The sequence below is a fragment of the Leisingera sp. SA32 genome (assembly GCF_056033425.1).
The window spans coordinates 444,881-463,985 of sequence record NZ_JBVYHB010000003.1; the positions used below are offsets into that span (position 1 = coordinate 444,881).

At 64.4% G+C, this 19,105-nt stretch carries 16 protein-coding genes and 2 pseudogenes; 10 read left to right on the forward strand and 8 right to left on the reverse strand.

The window, feature by feature from the left end; genetic code table 11:
• Window positions 1-49 precede the first annotated feature (49 nt).
• Together AC0IPL_RS07265 and pepN are read right to left on the reverse strand one after the other, a co-directional pair.
• Window positions 50-505: a hypothetical protein gene (locus tag AC0IPL_RS07265; protein WP_474273164.1), complete on the reverse strand. Its 456-nt coding sequence runs from the start codon at window positions 503-505 to the stop codon at window positions 50-52.
• Window positions 498-3,062 (reverse strand): aminopeptidase N, encoded by a 2,565-nt coding sequence (gene pepN / locus AC0IPL_RS07270; RefSeq protein WP_474273166.1) that lies wholly within the window; start codon window positions 3,060-3,062, stop codon window positions 498-500. The genes AC0IPL_RS07265 and pepN overlap by 8 nt, the downstream gene beginning before the upstream one ends.
• A 124-nt stretch (window positions 3,063-3,186) precedes the next feature.
• On the opposite strand from pepN, the gene AC0IPL_RS07275 reads away from it, so the two are divergent.
• The 3 genes from AC0IPL_RS07275 to AC0IPL_RS07285 all read left to right on the forward strand — a co-directional run bounded on the left by AC0IPL_RS07275 (window position 3,187) and on the right by AC0IPL_RS07285 (window position 6,323).
• Entirely contained in the window at window positions 3,187-3,393 is a 207-nt protein-coding gene (locus AC0IPL_RS07275; RefSeq protein WP_474273167.1) for a hypothetical protein, read from the forward strand.
• Between the two features lie 226 nt (window positions 3,394-3,619).
• A complete protein-coding gene (locus AC0IPL_RS07280) occupies window positions 3,620-5,767 on the forward strand; it encodes a malate synthase G (RefSeq protein ID WP_474273169.1) in 2,148 nt (715 codons plus the stop codon).
• A gap of 127 nt (window positions 5,768-5,894) precedes the next feature.
• On the forward strand, window positions 5,895-6,323 hold the full coding sequence (locus AC0IPL_RS07285) for a GlcG/HbpS family heme-binding protein (protein WP_474273170.1): 429 nt from the start codon (window positions 5,895-5,897) through the stop codon (window positions 6,321-6,323).
• Window positions 6,324-6,407: 84 nt separating this feature from the next.
• On the opposite strand, the pseudogene AC0IPL_RS07290 reads toward AC0IPL_RS07285, so the two are convergent.
• Window positions 6,408-6,896 (reverse strand): annotated as a pseudogene (locus tag AC0IPL_RS07290) (fasciclin domain-containing protein).
• A gap of 159 nt (window positions 6,897-7,055) precedes the next feature.
• Here AC0IPL_RS07290 and AC0IPL_RS07295 point away from each other — a divergent pair.
• From AC0IPL_RS07295 to AC0IPL_RS07305, 3 genes are all read left to right on the forward strand, one after another.
• Window positions 7,056-7,664 carry a helix-turn-helix domain-containing protein gene (locus AC0IPL_RS07295; RefSeq protein WP_474273171.1) on the forward strand — a complete coding sequence of 203 codons (609 nt, stop codon included), beginning with the start codon at window positions 7,056-7,058 and terminating at the stop codon, window positions 7,662-7,664.
• Window positions 7,665-7,785: 121 nt separating this feature from the next.
• Window positions 7,786-8,565 carry a gamma-glutamyl-gamma-aminobutyrate hydrolase family protein gene (locus AC0IPL_RS07300; RefSeq protein ID WP_474273172.1) on the forward strand — a complete coding sequence of 260 codons (780 nt, stop codon included), beginning with the start codon at window positions 7,786-7,788 and terminating at the stop codon, window positions 8,563-8,565.
• 33 nt (window positions 8,566-8,598) lie between these two features.
• A complete protein-coding gene (locus tag AC0IPL_RS07305) occupies window positions 8,599-9,114 on the forward strand; it encodes a GNAT family N-acetyltransferase (protein ID WP_474273174.1) in 516 nt (171 codons plus the stop codon).
• A 42-nt stretch (window positions 9,115-9,156) separates the two neighbouring features.
• Here AC0IPL_RS07305 and AC0IPL_RS07310 read toward each other — a convergent pair whose 3' ends face one another.
• On the reverse strand, window positions 9,157-11,397 hold the full coding sequence (locus AC0IPL_RS07310) for a xanthine dehydrogenase family protein molybdopterin-binding subunit (RefSeq protein WP_474273176.1): 2,241 nt from the start codon (window positions 11,395-11,397) through the stop codon (window positions 9,157-9,159).
• A 3-nt stretch (window positions 11,398-11,400) separates the two neighbouring features.
• Window positions 11,401-11,865 carry a (2Fe-2S)-binding protein gene (locus AC0IPL_RS07315; RefSeq protein ID WP_474273177.1) on the reverse strand — a complete coding sequence of 155 codons (465 nt, stop codon included), beginning with the start codon at window positions 11,863-11,865 and terminating at the stop codon, window positions 11,401-11,403.
• A gap of 104 nt (window positions 11,866-11,969) precedes the next feature.
• On the opposite strand from AC0IPL_RS07315, the gene AC0IPL_RS07320 reads away from it, so the two are divergent.
• Window positions 11,970-12,551, forward strand: coding sequence for a TetR/AcrR family transcriptional regulator (locus AC0IPL_RS07320; RefSeq protein WP_474273179.1), 582 nt, complete (start codon window positions 11,970-11,972; stop codon window positions 12,549-12,551).
• A 33-nt stretch (window positions 12,552-12,584) separates the two neighbouring features.
• Here the strand turns inward: AC0IPL_RS07320 and kynA are convergent, their stop codons facing one another.
• The 3 genes from kynA to AC0IPL_RS07335 all read right to left on the reverse strand — a co-directional run bounded on the left by kynA (window position 12,585) and on the right by AC0IPL_RS07335 (window position 15,242).
• Window positions 12,585-13,418, reverse strand: a complete 834-nt coding sequence (kynA, locus tag AC0IPL_RS07325; protein WP_474273180.1) for a tryptophan 2,3-dioxygenase — start codon at window positions 13,416-13,418, stop codon at window positions 12,585-12,587.
• 148 nt (window positions 13,419-13,566) lie between these two features.
• Window positions 13,567-14,760, reverse strand: coding sequence for a kynureninase (kynU, locus tag AC0IPL_RS07330; protein ID WP_474273181.1), 1,194 nt, complete (start codon window positions 14,758-14,760; stop codon window positions 13,567-13,569).
• A 92-nt stretch (window positions 14,761-14,852) separates the two neighbouring features.
• On the reverse strand, window positions 14,853-15,242 hold the full coding sequence (locus tag AC0IPL_RS07335) for an MmcQ/YjbR family DNA-binding protein (RefSeq protein ID WP_474273182.1): 390 nt from the start codon (window positions 15,240-15,242) through the stop codon (window positions 14,853-14,855).
• A gap of 428 nt (window positions 15,243-15,670) precedes the next feature.
• On the opposite strand from AC0IPL_RS07335, the gene AC0IPL_RS07340 reads away from it, so the two are divergent.
• The 3 genes and pseudogenes from AC0IPL_RS07340 to AC0IPL_RS07350 form a co-directional block, all read left to right on the forward strand.
• On the forward strand, window positions 15,671-15,838 hold the full coding sequence (locus AC0IPL_RS07340) for a hypothetical protein (RefSeq protein ID WP_474273183.1): 168 nt from the start codon (window positions 15,671-15,673) through the stop codon (window positions 15,836-15,838).
• Between the two features lie 220 nt (window positions 15,839-16,058).
• Window positions 16,059-17,671, forward strand: a pseudogene (locus AC0IPL_RS07345) (Re/Si-specific NAD(P)(+) transhydrogenase subunit alpha).
• A 13-nt stretch (window positions 17,672-17,684) separates the two neighbouring features.
• A partial coding sequence (locus tag AC0IPL_RS07350) for an NAD(P)(+) transhydrogenase (Re/Si-specific) subunit beta (RefSeq protein ID WP_474273184.1) occupies window positions 17,685-19,105 on the forward strand: 1,421 nt, incomplete at its 3' end.

Here is a 19,105-nt window from a genome sequence, read left to right on the forward strand (position 1 = left end):
AGCGAAAATTCGCCGGTGGCGGGCGACTCTCTGCCACCGGGGGCGGCGGTCAGAACGGAGCGAAATGGTGGCGTTTGCAGGGGACAGCACGGGCGCTGAGGGCGGTCTCCAGCTGCCGGTGCGGGGCGGTTGCCTCCTGCGGCAAGCGAATACGCGTGCCATTGGTCAGCACCAGCGTGGCGCGCTTCGAAAAGTCCCAGCGGGTGTCGATGCGCAGGTGGTCGATTTCATCCAGCCGCACCGCGCCGCTGAGTCGGCCGCTGTGCCATTCGATCTGACGCGATGTGATCCGCAGGCCGGCACCGGGATTGCGGATCAGGTCAAGGAGGGCAGGCAGGACCGGCAGGGCCAGCACCGCAAGCACCAGCGGCGTGGCCTTCAGCCAGAACCACAGCCCCAGAAGTCCCAGCAACCAGCCGCCGGTGGCCAGAACCGCCGTGGCAGAGCGTCCCCGGCGGACAAAGGTGAACTCCGCCGGGGGCTGTTTGGGATCGGGGTCAGGCATCCAGAATCCGGCTGACCATCTCGTTGGTGTCGCGGCTGAGGCTGGCGGCCGCCATGATCCGTTGCAGCTGGGCGCGGATCAGCGTCCGGCGCGTCGCATCATAGCGTTTCCAGGTCTGGAAGGCGGCGCACATGCGGGCGGTCGTCTGTGGGTTCAGCCGGTCCAGTGCAATCAGATTGTCGGCCAGCAGCTGATAACCGGCACCGTCCGCCTGATGAAAGCCCGCGTGGTGCCCCGCCAGCGCCCCCATCACCGCGCGGAAGCGGTTCGGGTTTTTCATGTCGAACAGCGGATGCCGGGTCAGTTCCGCGGCAGTTGCGGCAGCTTTCTCGGGCGCGGCGCAGGCGATTTGCAGGGCAAACCATTTGTCCATCACCAGCCGGTCGTGCTGCCACTGCTCAAAGAAGGCTTGCGACTGGCGCGCGCCTTTCTCGGCCTTCATCAGCGCGCCAAGGGCGGCATATTGCTGGGTCATGTTGTCGGCGCTGGCGTATTGGCGGGCCGCCTGTTCGCCGCCGTCGAGCCGGGTCAGCAGCGACAGGATGCGGCCATTGAGCGCGCGTTTGCCCGCGCCCTCTGCGTCCGGAACATAGGGCCCGTCGACCGTGGTGGCGGCGTAAAGCCGGGGCAAGCTGGTTTCCAACTGCTGTGCCAGCGTCTGGGTAAAGGTTTCGGCGGCGTCGTGGATTTTCTGCGGGTCCGGGGTGTGGCCGCGCTCAAATAGCGTCTGGGCGATATCCGCCTGGCTGGGCGGGGTCAGCACCAGTGCGCGGAAGGCCGGATCCTGCGCGTCATCGCGCACCAGTTTTTCCAGCGCATCGAGATAGGCGGCATCGGGGGAGGCCCCCTCAAGCACCATCGCCACGCGGACCTCCTTGGCCAGGGCGTTGCCGGCTTCCCACCGGTTGAACGGGTCGGTGTCATGCGCCAGCAGGAACGCGCGTTCGGCGTTGGTGGTTTCACGCTCCAGAATCACCGGGGCGGAGAACTCCCGCAGGATCGACGGCACCGGTTTGGCGGCGAGACCGTCGAAGGTGAAGCTCTGCTGCGCCTCGGTCAGCTCCAGCACCTGCGTTTCGCGCAGCTCGTCGCCGTTGGGCGACAAGAGGCCCACGGCCACCGGGATCACCCGCGGCGCCTTGTCCGGCTGGCCCGGCGTCGGCGGCGTCGATTGTTCCAGCGTCAGCGTATAGGTGCCGTCGGCATAGCTGTCAGAGACCTTCACGCGCGGCGTGCCGGCCTGGCTGTACCACAGCTTGAACTGGCGCAGATCGCGGCCGGTTGCGTCCTCGAAGACTTGCAGCCAGTCCTCGATCGTGCAGGCCTGGCCGTCGTGGCGCTCGAAATACAGGTTCAGCGCCTTGTAGTAGTTCTCCTCGCCGACCAGCCGTTTCAGCATGCCGATCACCTCGGCGCCTTTCTCATAGACGGTGGCTGTGTAGAAGTTGTTGATCTCCTGAAACTGCTCCGGGCGCGGCGGATGCGCGAGGGGGCCGCCATCTTCGGGGAACTGGCGGGCGCGCAGGGCGATCACGTCCTCGATCCGCTTGACCGGCTCAGAGCGCATGTCGGCGGTGAACTGGGCGTCGCGGAACACCGTCAGCCCTTCCTTCAGGCACAGCTGGAACCAGTCGCGGCAGGTGATGCGGTTGCCGGTCCAGTTGTGGAAATACTCATGCGCGATGATGGCTTCGATACGTTCGAAATTTGCATCTGTGGAGGTCTCAGGCGACGCCAGAACGCAGGAGGAGTTGAAAATGTTCAACCCTTTGTTCTCCATCGCGCCCATGTTGAAGTCGTCCACCGCTACGATGTTGAACAGGTCGAGGTCGTATTCCAGCCCGTAGACGTCCTCATCCCACTTCATCGACTTCTTCAGCGCTTCCATGCCAAAGGCGCATTTGTTCTCGTCGCCGGGACGGACCCAGATGTTCAGCTCCACCTCCTTGCCGGACCGGGTGGTGAAGGTGCCGGGATGGTTGACCAGATCACCCGCCACCAGCGCAAACAGATAGGCGGGTTTTTGCCAGGGGTCGTGCCATTCGGCCCAGCCGTCGCCCTGGCCTGCGGGATTGCCGTTGGACAGCATCACCGGCGCGTCGCCCTCGATGCGGACGGTAAAGGTCGACATCACGTCGGGACGGTCGGGGTAATAGGTGACCTTGCGAAAGCCCTCGGCCTCGCATTGGGTGCAATACATGCCGTTGGACATGTACAACCCTTCCAGCGCGGTATTGCCCGCCGGGTCGATTTCGACCTCGGCCTCCCAGGTGAAGGGGGCGTCCGGCACCGGGCATCTGAGGCCACCGTCCACCAGTTCGGGTGTGACATCCTGTCCGTCGATCCGGGCCGAGATCAGCGACAGGCCCTCGCCGTGCAGAAAGAAGGACCTGTCGGCGGCGCCGGGCTTGGGGGCAAACCGGATTTTGCTGCGCACCCGCGTGGTGTTCGGCGCGAGCTGGAAGGTGAGGTGCACGCTTTCGAGATCAAAGCCGAAAGGGGTGTAGTCCTTCAGGTAGATGGTCTCAGGTGCGGTGGCGGGGCTTGCATCTTTCACGGCGGAACCTCGTTTTTTAGGGAACCGGAGCGGGCCCGGTGCGTTGTTACGACAGTGGTAGGCAACAGTGGACGGAGCGGCAAGCCGTCCTGCGCCTCATTTTGTTTTCTCATGGAGGTCTGTCATGTCGGCACCGGATACCAACGTCGAGCGTCAGAAAAAGAAACACAAGCCCTCGCTGCTGGGCATCGGGGCCGCTGCGGTGTTCGGGGTCACTATGATCGTGATATTGTCACTGGTCGTCTTCAACAAGGCGGACGAGGACGAGATGTCCGACCTTCCGGCGACCGCCGAAGAAGTACAGGACGTGATTGATGGCACGGCCGACTGACACCTGTCTGGCCTGGGGATGAGGGGCGTTCAGCGAAAGCTGGGCGCCCCCTCTGCGTTTGCCATGTCTGTGGCACCACGCGCATATTCGGAATTGTTTTCGGCACTTTCTTGAAAAACAAGAAATTGCGTTTGGTTTCACAGGAGGGCTGATTTGTTGCTGATCGGAAACTTCTGCCCTAGGTAGGGTGCAGCATACAGTGGTGTACCGCCGAAAGGAGCAAGTCATGAGCCGGGTCGAGAAACAGGGAATTCAGGTTGCGCCGGAGCTGGCGGAGTTCATCGAGGCACAGGCGCTGCCCGGAACCGGCATCGCGGCTGAAACCTTCTGGGCCGGGCTGGCGGAGCTGGTGAATGGCTTTGGCCCGGAAAATCGTGCCCTGCTGCAAAAGCGCGAGGACATTCAAGCCAAGATCGACGCCTGGCACATCGCCAACCGCGACAAGCCGCACGACCATCAGGCCTACAAGACCTTTCTGAACGAGATTGGCTACCTGCTGCCCGAGGGCGCGGATTTTGAGATCGAGACCAGCAATGTCGACCCCGAGATCGCAAAGGTGCCGGGACCGCAGCTGGTGGTGCCGATCACCAATGCGCGCTATGCGCTGAACGCGGCCAATGCCCGCTGGGGCAGCCTGTATGACGGGCTCTATGGCACCGACGCCATGGGCACGCCGGCCCCCAAGGGTGGTTACGACAAGGGCCGCGGCGCCCGGGTGGTGGCCCGCGCCCGCGTGTTCCTGGACGAGGCCTTCCCGGTGGAGGGCACCAGCCACGCGGACGCGCGACGCTATCACGTGCAGGAGGGCGCGCTGCTGATCGACGATCTGCCGCTGGCGCAGCCGGAGAAATTCGTCGGCTACCGCGGCAATCCCAAGGCGCCCGATGCGGTGCTGTTGCGCAACAACGGGCTGCATGTGGAACTGGTGTTTGACCGCACCCATGCGATTGGCGCGCGCGATCAGGCCGGACTGGCCGATGTGCGGCTGGAAAGTGCGATGTCGGCAATCATGGACTGCGAAGATTCGGTCGCCTGCGTGGATGCCGCGGACAAGGTGCAGGCCTATTCCAACTGGCTGGGCCTGATGAAGGGCGATCTGGAGGCGAAGCTGGAAAAAGGCGGCAAGACTGTCACCCGTCGGCTGAGCCCGGACCTGGACTATACCGCGCCGGATGGCTCCGCCCTCTCGGTCAAGGGGCGCGCCCTGCTGTGGGTGCGCAATGTGGGCCATTTGATGACCAATCCGGCGGTGCTGGATGAGAACGGCAACGAGGCCTATGAGGGGCTGCTGGATGCGCTGATCACCGTTACCGTGGCGATGCACGATCTGCAACGCGACGGCGGCAACTCCGCCCATGGGTCGGTCTATGTGGTCAAACCCAAGATGCACGGACCGGAAGAGGTGGCATTCACTAACCGCATTTTCGACAAGGTCGAGGACATTCTGGGCCTGCCGCGCCACACCGTGAAGATCGGCATCATGGACGAGGAGCGCCGCACCTCGGTCAACCTCAAGGAATGCATCCGCGCCGCCAAGCACCGAGTGGCTTTTATCAACACCGGCTTCCTCGATCGCACCGGCGACGAGATCCACACCTCGATGGAGGCCGGGCCGTTCTCGCGCAAGGATTTCATCAAGCGCAAGGGCTGGATCGGCGCCTATGAGAACCTGAACGTGGATGTCGGGCTGGAATGTGGGCTGTCCGGCAAGGCCCAGATCGGCAAGGGCATGTGGGCGATGCCCGACATGATGGCGGCGATGCTGGAGCAGAAGATCGAGCATCCCAAATCCGGCGCCAACTGCGCCTGGGTGCCGAGCCCCACCGCCGCGACGCTGCACGCGCTGCACTATCACAAGGTGGATGTGATGGCGGTGCAGGCGCGGCTGAAGGCAGGTGGTCGGCGCGCCCATGTGGACGGCATCCTGGAGATCCCGCTGGCCAGCTTCCGTCGCTGGACGCCGGAACAGATTTCCCGCGAGGTGGACAACAATGCCCAGGGCATCCTTGGCTATGTGGTGCGCTGGGTGGATCAGGGGGTGGGCTGCTCCAAGGTGCCGGACATCAACGATGTCGGCCTGATGGAAGACCGCGCGACCTGCCGGATCTCGGCCCAGCATATCGCCAACTGGCTGCACCACGGTGTGGTCAGCGAGGAAGAGGTGATGGCCTCCATGCGCAAGATGGCTCAGGTGGTGGATGAGCAGAACCGCGGCGACAACAGCTATCGTGCGATGGCGCCGGGATTTGACACCATTGCCTTTCAGGCCGCCTGCGATCTGGTGTTCAAAGGGCGAGCGCAGCCCTCGGGCTATACCGAACCGGTCCTGCACGCGCGCCGACTGGAGCTGAAGGCGCAGGTTGCGGCGGGCTGACCGCCAACGTCGGCCTGCGGCGAACTGACCCGCGCAAAACTGTTTCGCCCGGAATGCGGGTAGTCAAAGGGGGCCGTTTGGCCTCCTTTTTCTGTCTGACGCTGGGTAAACGAAAGGCAGAATGCGGATGGGTGGAATTTCACTGAACGAGGCGCGCGGAATCATTGCAGCGGCGCTGGAGAAGGGGCGCGCGCTGGCGTTGAAACCGTTGTCGGTGGTGGTGCTGGACGCGGGCGGCCACGTGCAGGCCTTCGTGCGCGAGGATGGCGCCGCTCCGGGCCGCTTTGCCATCGCCCAGGCCAAAGCCTACGGCGCGGTCATGCTGGGCATGGGCGGCAATGCGCAGATGGCCCGGGCTGAGGCGCAGGGCTATTTCATGGCCTCGCTGAGCGGTGTCTTTGACGGCAAGGTGGTACCGGTGCCGGGGGGTGTTTTGATGCGCGATGCGGATGGAATCGTACTGGGCGCGGTGGGGGTGACCGGTGACACGTCGGACAACGATGCGACTACAGCCCTCGCCGGAATCGAGGCCGTGGGTCTGCGAGGCGAGGCCTAAAGCGCCCCTCCCGCCAGAGCGAGAGGGGGCTTGAGACACGGGGGGCGGCGGCCTGCGGGGCCGCGCCAGAGGGGGAGCCCGTGCTCAAGGCAGGATGACGCTGTCGATCACGTGGATAACGCCGTTCGAGGTCTCGATATCGGCGGAGGTCACGGTGGCGCCGTCGATTTAGACGCCGTCGTCCAGGGTCACCGTGATTTCATCGCCCATTACAGTGGCGGCCTTCATTCCGTTGCTGAGATCAGAGGACATCACTTTGCCGGGCAGCACGTGATAGGTGAGGATCCGGGTCAGCTGGTCGCGGTTTTCCGGCTTCAGAAGCGTCTCGACCGTGCCGTCGGGCAGTGCCGCAAAGGCCTCATCGGTGGGGGCAAACACGGTAAAGGGGCCGCTGCCCTTCAGCGTCTCGACCAATCCCGCAGCTGACAGGGCCGCGGCCAGCGTCTCAAAACTTCCGGCGGCAACGGCGGTTTCGACAATGTCCTTGCTGGCGGTAGAGTCCGCGGGGGCTGTGCTTGGCAGGGCCAGACCGATGGCAATTGCAAGTGCGGTCAGGGTTGGGCGGATAAACATATGCAAGCTTCCTTTCTGACGTAGCCAACCGTCGGGGGACGCTTGGCACAGCTATCATTTCATGCAAATATTTTGCATCACGCGCACTTTCGCGTGATGCGCCTGCTTTTTTGCATGTTGGTCAAATATGCGGGCGGCATTTGTCACGGAGGTGAAAAGGTGAACCGCACGGGCCTGACAGATACCTTGCAGGAAGGGCTTGAGGCCTATCGAATCGGTCCCAAACTGCGCAGCCTGCGGCTGGCCAAGGACATGGGGCTGGCGCAGCTGGGCGATCACACCGGCCTGTCGGCGGCGATGTTGTCACGGATTGAACGCGGCCAGGTGTTTCCGACCCTGCCGACGCTGCTGCGGGTTGCGATGGTGTTCGGGGTCGGGCTGGATCATTTCTTTGGTCCCGGTGAGGCCGAACCGCTGCTGGAGGTGGTGCGTGCGGGCGACCGGCTGAAGCTGGGAGACAAGACCGACGGGCCGGTGTCCTACCTGTTCGAGAGCTTGGACTTTCCGGTCTCCAGAAGCCGTTTTCAGGCCTATCTGGCGGAATTCTCGGCAACGGCTGCTGCCAGCCGCCCGCATGAGCACAAAGGCGCGGAGATGATTTATGTGATTGAGGGCAGCCTGACACTCAGCATTCATGGCGGCAGTGAAACGTTGTACAAGGGGGACTCGGTCTATTTCGATGCCGCGTTCGAACACAGCTATCGCGCTGCGGGCGGGCAGCGTTGCCGGGTGATCGTGGTGATCGCTCCGGAGCCCCCTGCGGCCTGATCCGCCTGCGCAAAATTCGACCCTGTGTGTGCGTGAACACCATATTGCGCGGTGCCACCTGTTGAACCCGGCGCAGGGCAAGGCTAGGTTTTTCTACAGGTTTCAGTTTCGCGGGTGGATCATGGCGCGTCCCAAGGTTGGCATTATCGGCAATTCCTATCTGATGAACGATCAGTACCCCGTGCACGCGGGCGGCACCATGAACTCGGAGGCGGTGGCCGAGGTGTCAGGCTGCATGCCGCTGATGATCCCCTCGGACCCGCGGTTTGTCACGGTGGAGGAGTTGCTGGAGAGCTTTGACGGCTTTCTGCTGACGGGCGGGCGGCCCAATGTGCATCCTGCCGAATACGGCGAGGCCGAGACCGAGGCGCATGGTGCCTTTGATCGCGCGCGCGATGCCATCACCCTGCCGCTGGTGCGCGCCTGTGTCGAACGCGGCCAGCCGTTTCTGGGCATCTGCCGCGGCTTTCAGGAGGTGAATGTCGCCATGGGCGGCACGCTGTACCCCGAGATCCGCGATCTGCCGGGGCGGATGAACCACCGGATGCCGCCCGACGGCACGCTGGAAGAAAAATTCGCTCTGCGACACACGGTCAAATTCACCTCTGGCGGGGTGTTCCACCAGTTGATGGGCGCCGAAGAGGTGATGACCAACACGCTGCATGGGCAGGGTATCAAGCGCCCCGGTGCGCGTGTGGTGGTGGACGGCCACGCCCCCGATGGCACCCCGGAGGCGATCTATATCAAGGACGCGCCCGGTTTCACCCTCTCGGTGCAGTGGCACCCGGAGTGGGACGCCGCCAGCGATCCGGTCTCGCGCCCGCTGTTTGAGGGGTTCGGAGCCGCTGTGCGGGGCTGGGCCGACGGTCGCGCGCAGGTTGGTTTTCAGAAAAGCGCATGACAGGCGGGGCTTGGCCCCAAGACGGTAATCTAGATGACAGTTCATGCTCAGGATGGCGCCGCCTGCGGGCGGGGGGCGTTCCGTGTCCGGCCCGGTCGGCACGCGGATGCCGCAGCACTGGCCGAGGTATTCCGCGCCGCGGTGCATGGGCTGGCCAGCAAGTATTACGCGCCAGAGCAGATCCACGCGTGGTGTCCCGAAACGCCGCCTGCGGCTGTGTTCGAACGACGTCTGTCGGACGGACGGCAGCTGTGGGTTGCCGCGGATGATGACGATCTGCCCGTGGCCTTCATCGATCTGGAGAGCGACGGCCATGTGGACATGCTGTTCTGCCACCCGCGGGCAGCGGGGCAGGGGGTGGCGCGGGCGCTCTATGGTGAACTGGAGGCAGCGGCCCGCCAGAGCGGCATGACCCGCCTGTATGTACACGCCAGCGAGGCCGCGCGGGCGGTCTTTGCGCATCAGGGGTTTGTCGTGCAGCAGCGGTGCGATTTTGAGCGCCGGGGCGTGGCAATGCACAACTACCTGATGGAAAAGCACCTATCCTGAAACAAAATGGCCCGCCTGCACCCGGGCGGGCCGAAGATTGGCTCACACCAGCAGATCAAAGTCATGCATCAGAGGCAGCCGACGGGCGCGCCGCCCGGTCAGGTCAAACAGCGCATTGGCCAAGGCCGGGGCCGCAGGGGGCGTGCCGGGTTCACCTGCGCCGCCCATCTGGGGCTGGTTCTCCAAGAGCTGCACCTGCACCGCGGGCATGGTGTGCATCCGCAGCGCGTCATAGTCCGGGAAGTTGCCCTGCTCAGCAGCGCCATCGGCAAAAGTAATCTCGCCAAAACAGGCTGCTGACAACCCATAACACATCGCCCCGAACATCTGCGCACGCGTGTTGTCGGGGTCGATCACGCGCCCGAGGTCGGCGGCAATCCAGGCGCGAGTCATGCGGAGGCTGCCGTCCTGTTCGGCCACCTCGATTACCTGCGCGACCGGGGTGCCGAAGCTATAGCACATGGCCACGCCGCGCCCTGTGCCTGTGGGAGCAGGGCTGTCCCAGCCGGACATCTCGCGCACCGCCTCCAGCACCTTGGCAGCCGGCTCCCATTCCCGCCGCGCCAGCTCCAGCCGGAAGTCCAGCGGGTCGCGGCCCGCCGCATGGGCCATCTCGTCCAGGAAGCTTTCGACAAAGAAGGCGTTAAAGCTGTTGCCGACGGAGCGCCAGAACCCCACCGGCACTTCTACATCCGACAAATGCCCGGCCATGCGGTGGTTGGGAATCGCGTAAGGGGCGTTGAAGAAGCCCTCCACATGCACCTTGTCCGGCCCGGCAGCGGGCAGCCCCGCCAACCGGTCCATCGCCTGCGCCAGCGGCGAGGCGGCGGCCACCTTGCCGTCCAGCAGCACAGCGCGGCCGTCCTTGACCGCGCCGCGCATCCGCGCCAGCGCGCCGGGGCGGTACATGTCGTGGCGCATGTCCTCTTCGCGGCTCCAGGTCAGTTGCACCGGCACGCCGGGCATCGCCTTGGCCAGCCGGGTGGCATAGACCGCATAGTCGAATTCGACCCGCCGCCCAAAACCGCCGCCCAGATAGAGGGTGTGCAGATCCACCTGGTCAGCCTCCAGCCCGGCCTCGGTGGCGCATTTCGCCTGGGTGAAACCGGGCATCTGGTTGCCGCACCAGACGGTCAGCTTGCCGTCTTCCAAGAGCGCGGTGGCGTTCATCGGCTCCATCGTTGCATGAGCAAGGTAGGGAACCTGATACTCCGCGCTCAGCTCTGTGGCGCCCGCGGGCAGGCTGTCCGCGTCGCCGTCGTTGCGCATCACGGAATTGGGCGCATCGTCAAAGGCTTTGGCGATGCGGGCAAAGATCTGGTCGGTCTCAGGCGGGTAGGGCGCGGCCTGCCAGGTGACCTCAATCGCATCCACGGCTTGCATCGCCAGCCAGGTGTTGTTGGCCACCACCGCAACGCCGGTGCCCATGTCGACCACCTGCTCCACGCCCGGCATCGTCAAGGCTGCCGAGGCGTCAAACCCTGCCATGCCGCCGCCCTGTGCCGGGTTCATCCGCAAGGCCGCAAACTTCATCCCCGGCAAACGCACGTCGATGCCAAATGTAGCGGTGCCGGTGGATTTTTCCACCATGTCGACGCGTGGCTGCGCGCGGCCGATCAGCCGCCAGTCACGGCTGCTGCGCAGCTCTGCCTCGATCGGTTCCAGCTGCGCGGCCGCTTCAGCGAGATCGGCATAGGGGATTTCCTCGCCGTCCGGTGCAATCACTGCACCGCGGTCGGTGCGCAGCTGGCTGCGGGCCACGCCCAACCGGTCGGCGGCGGCCTGTTTCAGCGTTTCGCGGGCGCTGGCGCCTGCCTGCCGCATGCGAATGAAGCCATCTTTCATCGAGGTGGAGCCGCCGGTGCCATGCAGGTTCAAGACCTTGCCCAAGTGCCCCAATGCGCCGCCGATGGCGTGGCTGACCGTGCCGCGGTCATAGCCCTTGCCCGGCAGCGCATCGGCCATGAAGGCCGCGTTGTAATAGGCCTTGGCGGCGGGGCCGTGCAGCACCCGGACTTGGGCCAGATCCACATCCAGCTCCTCGGCGATCAGGGCGGCCCAGCTGGTTTTCACGCCCTGGCCCATCTCGGCGCGCGGCGCGAACAGGGTGACACCCTGCTGGTCAATCAGCACGAAAGGGTTCAGCGCTGCCTCGCCCTCACCGGGCGTCAGCGGGTTGGGGGCGGGACGGCTGACGTAATAGCTGCCAAAGGCGACACCGCCGACAATGGCGGCCGAGCCGATCAGGAAGCTGCGGCGGGCGATTTTTGCGATGTTGGCCATGGTTCAGACCTCCTGCATCTTGCGCGCGGCGGCATGCACCGCGGCGCGGATGCGCGGGTAGGTGCCGCAGCGGCACAGGTTGCCCTGCATCGCGTCGTCAATATCCGCGTCCGAGGGCGCAGGGTTTTCCGCCAGCAGGCTGGCCGCCTGCATGATCTGCCCGGATTGGCAATAGCCGCATTGCGCGACCTGGTGTTCCACCCAGGCCTGCTGCACCGCTGCCATGGCGTCCGGTGTGCCCAGCCCCTCGATCGTGGTGACCTCCCCCCAGACGTCCGACAATGCGACCTGACAGGCGCGCACCGCCTCGCCGTCGATGTGGACAGTGCAGGCGCCGCAGGCGGCAACGCCGCAGCCGAATTTGGTGCCGGTGAGGCCGATCTCGTCGCGCAGGACCCACAACAGTGGCACCTCGCCGGGCAGATCCACCTGGTGTGGTTTCCCATTGATGCGGAGGTTGGTGGACATGGCGGCGATCTCCCGAGCTGTCTGCTGTGACGTCCTGACAAAAAGGCACGATTTTGTCAGGACGTCAATTGACAATTTTTCGGCAGACTGTCAGAAACCGGTTTATGGAGATCACCAGCATAGAGCCAAAGCAGCAGGCAATTCTCAACGCGGCCTGGACCGCCTTTGCCACCTATGGGTTCCGCAAGGCGTCGATGGATGACATCGCCCGGGGTGCGGGCATGTCGCGCCCGGCGCTGTATCTGCATTTCAAGAACAAGAACGCGATTTTTCGTGCTTTGGTCACGGCTTACAACGCAGAGGCCTGCGAGAACATGCGGGCGGCGCTGGCCGGAGCGGGGGCGCTGGACACCCGGCTGCTGGCGGCCTTTGAGGCTCAGGCAGGCCCGGCGGTCGAGGCCATGCTGACGGCGCCACATGGGTTGGAGATGTTCGAAGCCGGGATGAATGCCGCCGCCGAGGACATCGAGGCAGGCGAAGCGGCCTTTCGCGCCATCTATGCCACCTGGCTGAAGGCAGAGGCCGCAGCGGGCCGGGTCAGCCTGACCGGCCCCAGTGGCGAGATCGCCCGCACCATCTGCGCCGCGCTGAAGGGGTTGAAACACACCTCGGGTGATTTTGTCACCTATCAGACCGGGGTGCGGCAGCTGGCCAAGTTGCTGGGCGCTGGCCTGACACCGCGCTAAGGCGGGCCGGTTTCCCAGCCCGCTATGGGAGCCTTACAGCTCGGTACGCAGGTGCCAGAGTTCGGGAAACAGCTCCACCTCCAGCATGCGTTTCAGGTAGCTGACACCGCCGGTGCCACCAGTGCCACGCTTGAAGCCGATGACGCGTTCCACCGTGGTGACGTGGTTGAAGCGCCAGCGGCGGAAATAATCCTCGAAATCGACCAGTTTCTCGGCCAGCTCATACAGCTCCCAATGGTCTTCGGGTGCGCGGTAGACCTCGGTCCAGGCGGCCTGCACGGCGGGGTGCGGCTGGTGCTTGAGGGCAGGGTCGCGCTCCAGCACCTCCGCGGGCAGCGGGAAGGTGCGTGACAGGATGCGTAGGGCCACATCATAGAGCGAAGGCTGCGCCAGCTCCGCCTCCAGCAGCGCCACCAGATCGGGGCGGTGGGCGTGCGGTTTCAGCATCGCACGGTTGCGGTTGCCGAGCATGAATTCGATCAGCCGGTACTGATGCGACTGAAAGCCGGAGCTTTGCCCCAGCGCATCGCGGAACCGGGTATAATCAGACGGCGTCATGGTGCGCAGCACGTCCCAGGCGGAGTTCAGCTGCTCAAAAATCCGCGCCACACGGGCCAGCATCTTGAAGGCTTGTCGCGCCTCGCCGCCCATCAGCTGCTGGCGCGCGGCGCTGAGTTCGTGAATGGCCAGCCGCATCCACAGTTCCGAGGTCTGATGCTGGATGATGAACAGCATCTCGTCGTGGGTGTCGCTCCAGGTTTTCTGGGCGTTCAGCAGCAGGTCCAGCGACAGGTAGTCGCCATAGGACATGCGCTCCTCGAAGGACATCTGGGCGCCGTCATCGGCGGGATCATAGGGTTTGCTCATCGGTGTCTTCCTTTTCCTAAGTGTATCATACGTCAGGGAAAGAAAGCGCACCTTTGGTTCAGGGTGCCGCATTGGGCCAGGCGGCGCCACAGCGCGACCCAGCCCGCCGGACGGCACAGCGGCAGGTGATATGACCGGCGCAGGGGCATCAGGTAACGGCGTTGCGGATCTTGTACTCCGGGCTGTCCCAGAGCGCGTTGGTCATCACGTCGGCGATGATGTCCGTGGCCGCCTGCACGTCGCCTTCGTCGATGTACAGCGGGGTGAAGCCAAAGCGCATGATGTCAGGCGCGCGGAAATCACCGATCACGCCCCGGGCAATCAGCGCCTGCATCGCCGCATAGCCCTCGTGGAATTTGAACGACACCTGGCTGCCGCGGTACAGCGCATCGCGGGGTGAGGCCAGCTCCAGCTGCGGGCATTTGGCCTCTACCTCGCGGATGAAAAGGTCGCAAAGCTGCATGGACTTTTCGCGCACCTCTGTCATGTCGGCCATGTCCCAGATGTCCATTGCGGCCTCCAGAGAGGTCATCTGCAAGACTGGCGGCGTGCCGACGCGCATGCGTTCAACGCCGCGGCCGGGGCGGTAATCCAGATCGAAGGCAAACGGTGCCTCATGCCCGAGCCAGCCGGACAGGGCCGGGCGGGCTGTCTCCGCATGGCGCGGCGCGACATAGATGAAGGCTGGCGCGCCGGGGCCGCCATTGAGATACTTATAGGTGCAGCCGACGCCGAAATCGGCGTTGCAGCCCGCCAGATCCACCGGCAGTGCCCCGGCGGAATGGGCCAGATCCCAGACCGTCAGCACGCCCTTGTCGTGGGCCTTGGCGGTCATGGCCCGCATGTCGTGTTTGCGGCCGGTGCGATAGTCCACCTCTGTCAGCATCAGAACGGCGACGTCCTCGGTGATGTGTTCCTCCACCGCCTCGGGGTCAACCACGCGCAGCTCATACTCGCCGCCCAGCGATCGAAGCAGCCCCTGCGCCATATACAGATCGGAGGGAAAGTTGCCGTTGTCCGACAGCACTACCTTGCGGTCCGGGTTCAGCTCCAGCGCCGAGGCGAGCGCCTGGTAGACCTTGATCGACAGGGTGTCGCCGACGATGACATGGCCCGGTTCGGCCCCGATCAGACGCCCGATCCGGTCGCCCAGATCGCGGGACTTCTGCATCCAGCCGGCCTTGTTCCAGCCGGTGATCAGCATGTCGCCCCATTCCTGCTCCATCATCGCGCCGACACGCGGCGCCGCGGCGCGCGGCAGCGGGCCCAGCGAGTTGCCGTCAAGGTAGATCATCCCCTCAGGCAGGTGGAACATCGCCTTGGTTGCCGCAAAATCAGTCATCGGAGCCTCGCTTGACCTTGGTATTTTATACTTAAAGCATTAGGAATGTTGCTACCCCAAGTCACGTCTCCTGTCCAGAGCCCCCCCTGTCATCAACCCGGCGGGGGCGGTGAGGGCGACTGCGGCTCTGGAATGCCGAGTTCCTCCCGTTTGCGTTTGGACAGACCGGCAGTGACCAGAGCATAAGACAGTCGGATGAAGTCGCGAAGCTCTGCGTCGCTGAGGCCGGGGGCGGCATAGTGCTGTAGCCATTTCATTCCCCTGGAGGCCAGATAGGGGGCCGGCCGCACGCCTGGCCGTTGTTGCAGGACCTCATAGCCGATGTCGCCGGCCTTGAAGGTGAATGCATCAGCGCCCTCGGCCCAGCCGCAAACCGCGAACAATTTGCCACCGGCCTTCCAGACATCAGAGTTGCCCCATTGAACCACATGTTCCGCGGCCGCAAATGTGGCGCAGAATTGGTTGAATGCCTGGCGATCCATCACAGTTTTCCGCCGACGAACGCGTCCACCGCCGCCCCTGCGGGCGGCGCGGCGTGCGGGATGGTGCAACATATCCCAGGCACCCGGTTTCCTGCGCGTGCATCGCCGTGGCACAGGGCGCGCTTGCTGCTCAGCGTCATCGCGGCGGACCTTCCATTCCTCAGGAACACACTATCCGCAGAGCGCCACCTGACAAGCCCGCATGTACGGCATGTGGGCAAACTTTCGGCAGTCCGAAGCCATGTTGTGCAGTCAGGAGTGTTTTAACTGCCTTTGGCAATTTGCCGCAGTTTCAATCCTGAGCGGCGCTTTATGGTCGCGCGGCAGCGGTCATTCGGCCGCCGTGCGGTGCGGATGGCTGTCGCGAACAATTCAACAGGTCGAGTTTGACATGGGCTTCCGGGCAAAACTGTGCAGGATCTTGCCGCATGAAGGAACGGATTCGTCGTATCGGTGTGATCGCTGGCACGCTGTCCTTTTCTTCGGGACGGTCCCAAACGGCACTGGACGCTGCGCCCATTTCTGGGAAAGCTTCGCGCCATGTGACTGTTTTTGCAGCCGAATGCGGCGGATCCGGGTCCGGTTTTGTGGTCTGAAAGGCCCGGCCATCGGACGGGGGCCACTGCGGTGCGGAACGCCGCGCCTGCGCAGCGCGGGCTGCCAAGTCGCGCGGCAGGGACCGGACTTTCGGCGTCGCAGCGTGATATTGCGGCGCTGCAGCAATTTTCTTGCGCAATAATCTTGCGCAATGTACGAATGAAATTCGCGATCTGTACCCGGCTGTCGCAAGGCCGGACAAGATGAGGGGAAGATGCGGTGAAACTAGGGACACCAAAAGAAATTTATCCGGGCGAGAACCGCGTTGCGCTGACGCCGGACTCGGCGCGGCAGTTGCAGAAGCTGGGCTACACTTGCGCGATTGAGAGCGGGGCCGGGGCGGCGGCGGGGTTTTCGGATGCCGCCTACGCCGAGGCAGGCGTCGAGAGGGGTTTTCGGATGCCGCCTACGCCGAGGCAGGCGTCGAGATCGTCAAGACCGCCGCGCAGCTTTGGAAAACCGCGGATATCATCGCCAAGGTGCGCCAGCCGAACGAGACCGAGCTGAAACGGCTGACCAAGGGCAAGACGCTGATTTCCTTCTTCAACCCCGCAGGCAACGACGCGGGCATGGAGGCCGCGAAGGCGAAGGGCGCCAATGTCATCGCGATGGAAATGGTGCCGCGGATCTCCCGCGCCCAGAAGATGGATGCGCTGTCCTCCATGGCCAATATCGCGGGCTACCGCGCCGTCATTGAGGCGGGCAACAACTTCGGCCGCTTCTTCACCGGCCAGATCACCGCCGCAGGCAAGGTGCCGCCCGCCAAGGTGCTGGTGGTCGGCGCCGGTGTGGCGGGGCTGGCCGCGATCGGCACCTCCACGTCCCTGGGCGCGGTCACCTATGCCTTTGACGTGCGGCCCGAAGTGGCCGAGCAGGTGGAATCGATGGGCGCCGAATTCGTCTATCTCGATTTCGAGGAAGAGCAGCAGGACGGCGCCGCCACCGGCGGCTATGCATCTGTATCCTCGCCGGAATTCCGCGAAGCGCAGCTGGCCAAGTTCCGCGAGCTGGCGCCCGAGATGGACATCGTCATCACCACCGCGCTGATCCCCAACCGCGAAGCGCCCGAGCTGTGGACCGAGGACATGGTCGCGGCGATGAAGCCGGGCTCGGTGATCGTCGACCTCGCGGCGGAGAAGGGCGGCAACTGCAAGCTGACCGTTGCGGATGAGAAGATCGTCACCGACAATGGCGTCACCATCATCGGCTACACCGATTTCCCCAGCCGGATGGCGGCGCAGGCCTCGACGCTTTATGCCACCAACATCCGCCACATGATGACCGACCTGACCCCCGAGAAGGACGGCCAGATCAATCATGACATGGAGGATGACGTGATCCGCGGCGCCACCGTGGCCTTTGCGGGCGAGATCACCTTCCCGCCGCCGCCGCCCAAGGTGCAGGCGATCGCCGCCAAGCCCAAGGAGGCCGTGCCGGAGCCGACGCCGGAGGAGAAACGCGCCGCCGAAGTGGCCGCCTTCAAGGCGCAGACCAAGAGCCAGGTCACCCTGCTGGCGGGCGGGGGCGCGCTGTTGCTGCTGGTGGGGCTGTTTGCGCCCGCGAGCTTCATGCAGCATTTCATCGTCTTTGCGCTGGCCTGTTTCGTGGGCTTCCAGGTGATCTGGGGGGTGGCGCACAGCTTGCACACGCCTTTGATGGCGGTCACCAACGCGATCTCCTCGATCATCATCCTGGGCGCCCTGATGCAGATCGGATCCGGCAGCTGGCTGGTGATTCTGCTCGCAGCGCTCAGCGTGTTCATGGCCGGAATCAACATCTTCGGCGGCTTCCTCGTCACCCGGCGCATGCTCGCCATGTTCCAGAAATCCTAAGGAGGCCGAACAGATGGATTACGGTTTCACCACCGCCGCCTATGTCGTTGCGGCTGTTCTTTTCATCCTGTCGCTTGGCGGCCTGTCGAACCAGGAAAGCGCCAAACGCGCGGTGTGGTACGGCATCGCGGGCATGGCGCTGGCGGTCTTTGCCACGCTGATCGGGCCGGGCTCCGGCCTGTGGCTGCTGTCGGTCCTGCTGATCGCGGGCGGCGGCATCATCGGCACTTATGTTGCGAAAAAGGTGCAGATGACCGAGATGCCGCAGCTGGTGGCGGCGATGCATTCGCTGGTCGGTCTGGCGGCGGTCTTTGTCGGCTTCATCGCCCATTTCGAGATCGGCAATGTGGCCGCGGCCGTGGCGGCGGGCAGCACCGAAGACCTCGGCACTTTCGCCAAGCTGATTGCCAAGAAAACCCCGGCCGAGATCGGGTTTCTGCGGGTTGAGCTGTACCTGGGCATCTTCATCGGCGCGATCACCTTTACCGGCTCGGTGATTGCCTTTGGCAAGCTGGCGGGCAAGGTCACCTCCGCCGCGACCAAGCTGCCGGGCGGTCACGCGCTGAACGCCGGTGCCGCGGCGCTGTCGTTCATCTGCCTGATCTGGTACTTCAATTCGGGCGGCTTCCTGCCGCTGTTCGTGATGACGCTGGCGGCCCTGTTCATCGGCTACCACCTGATCATGGGCATCGGCGGCGCCGACATGCCGGTGGTGGTCTCGATGCTGAACAGTTACTCCGGCTGGGCGGCGGCGGCGATTGGCTTCTCCTTGGGCAATGACCTGCTGATCGTGGTCGGCGCGCTGGTGGGTTCTTCGGGCGCGATCCTCAGCTACATCATGTGCAAGGCGATGAACCGCTCGTTTGTCAGCGTGATCCTCGGCGGCTTTGGCGGCAGCACCGGGCCTGCGATGGAGGTCGAGGGCGAGCAGATCGCGATCGATGCCGAGGGCGTGGCGCAGGCGCTGGAGGAGGCCGATTCGGTCATCATCATCCCCGGCTACGGCATGGCGGTGGCGCAGGCGCAGCAGAACGTCGCCGAGCTGACCCGCCGCCTGCGCGCCAAGGGCAAAGAGGTGCGCTTTGCCATCCACCCGGTGGCGGGCCGTCTGCCGGGTCACATGAACGTGCTGCTGGCCGAGGCCAAGGTGCCCTACGACATCGTGCTGGAGATGGACGAGATCAACGACGACTTCCCGCAGACCGATGTGGCGATTGTCATTGGCTCCAACGACATCGTGAACCCGGCGGCGCAGGAGGATCCGAACTCCCCCATCGCGGGCATGCCGGTGCTGGAGTGCTGGAAGGCGAAACAGGTGTTCGTCTCCAAGCGCGGCCAGGGCACCGGCTACTCCGGCATCGAGAACCCGCTGTTCTTCAAGGACAACACCCGCATGTTCTACGGCGACGCCAAGCAAAGCCTCGACACGCTGCT

Bases quoted from the DNA above. Each gene is read 5' to 3' on its own strand.
- AC0IPL_RS07315 (WP_474273177.1), bottom strand. From the start codon at position 11,865: ATGTCCACCAACCTCCGCATCAATGGGAAACCACACCAGGTGGATCTG.
- AC0IPL_RS07335 (WP_474273182.1), bottom strand. From the start codon at position 15,242: ATGGATCGCCAGGCATTCAACCAATTCTGCGCCACATTTGCGGCCGCG.
- kynA (WP_474273180.1), bottom strand. From the start codon at position 13,418: ATGAGCAAACCCTATGATCCCGCCGATGACGGCGCCCAGATGTCCTTC.
- AC0IPL_RS07305 (WP_474273174.1), top strand. From the start codon at position 8,599: ATGACAGTTCATGCTCAGGATGGCGCCGCCTGCGGGCGGGGGGCGTTC.
- AC0IPL_RS07300 (WP_474273172.1), top strand. From the start codon at position 7,786: ATGGCGCGTCCCAAGGTTGGCATTATCGGCAATTCCTATCTGATGAAC.
- AC0IPL_RS07280 (WP_474273169.1), top strand. From the start codon at position 3,620: ATGAGCCGGGTCGAGAAACAGGGAATTCAGGTTGCGCCGGAGCTGGCG.
- AC0IPL_RS07285 (WP_474273170.1), top strand. From the start codon at position 5,895: ATGGGTGGAATTTCACTGAACGAGGCGCGCGGAATCATTGCAGCGGCG.
- AC0IPL_RS07275 (WP_474273167.1), top strand. From the start codon at position 3,187: ATGTCGGCACCGGATACCAACGTCGAGCGTCAGAAAAAGAAACACAAG.
- AC0IPL_RS07320 (WP_474273179.1), top strand. From the start codon at position 11,970: ATGGAGATCACCAGCATAGAGCCAAAGCAGCAGGCAATTCTCAACGCG.
- AC0IPL_RS07340 (WP_474273183.1), top strand. From the start codon at position 15,671: ATGAAGGAACGGATTCGTCGTATCGGTGTGATCGCTGGCACGCTGTCC.
- AC0IPL_RS07265 (WP_474273164.1), bottom strand. From the start codon at position 505: ATGCCTGACCCCGATCCCAAACAGCCCCCGGCGGAGTTCACCTTTGTC.
- AC0IPL_RS07310 (WP_474273176.1), bottom strand. From the start codon at position 11,397: ATGGCCAACATCGCAAAAATCGCCCGCCGCAGCTTCCTGATCGGCTCG.
- kynU (WP_474273181.1), bottom strand. From the start codon at position 14,760: ATGACTGATTTTGCGGCAACCAAGGCGATGTTCCACCTGCCTGAGGGG.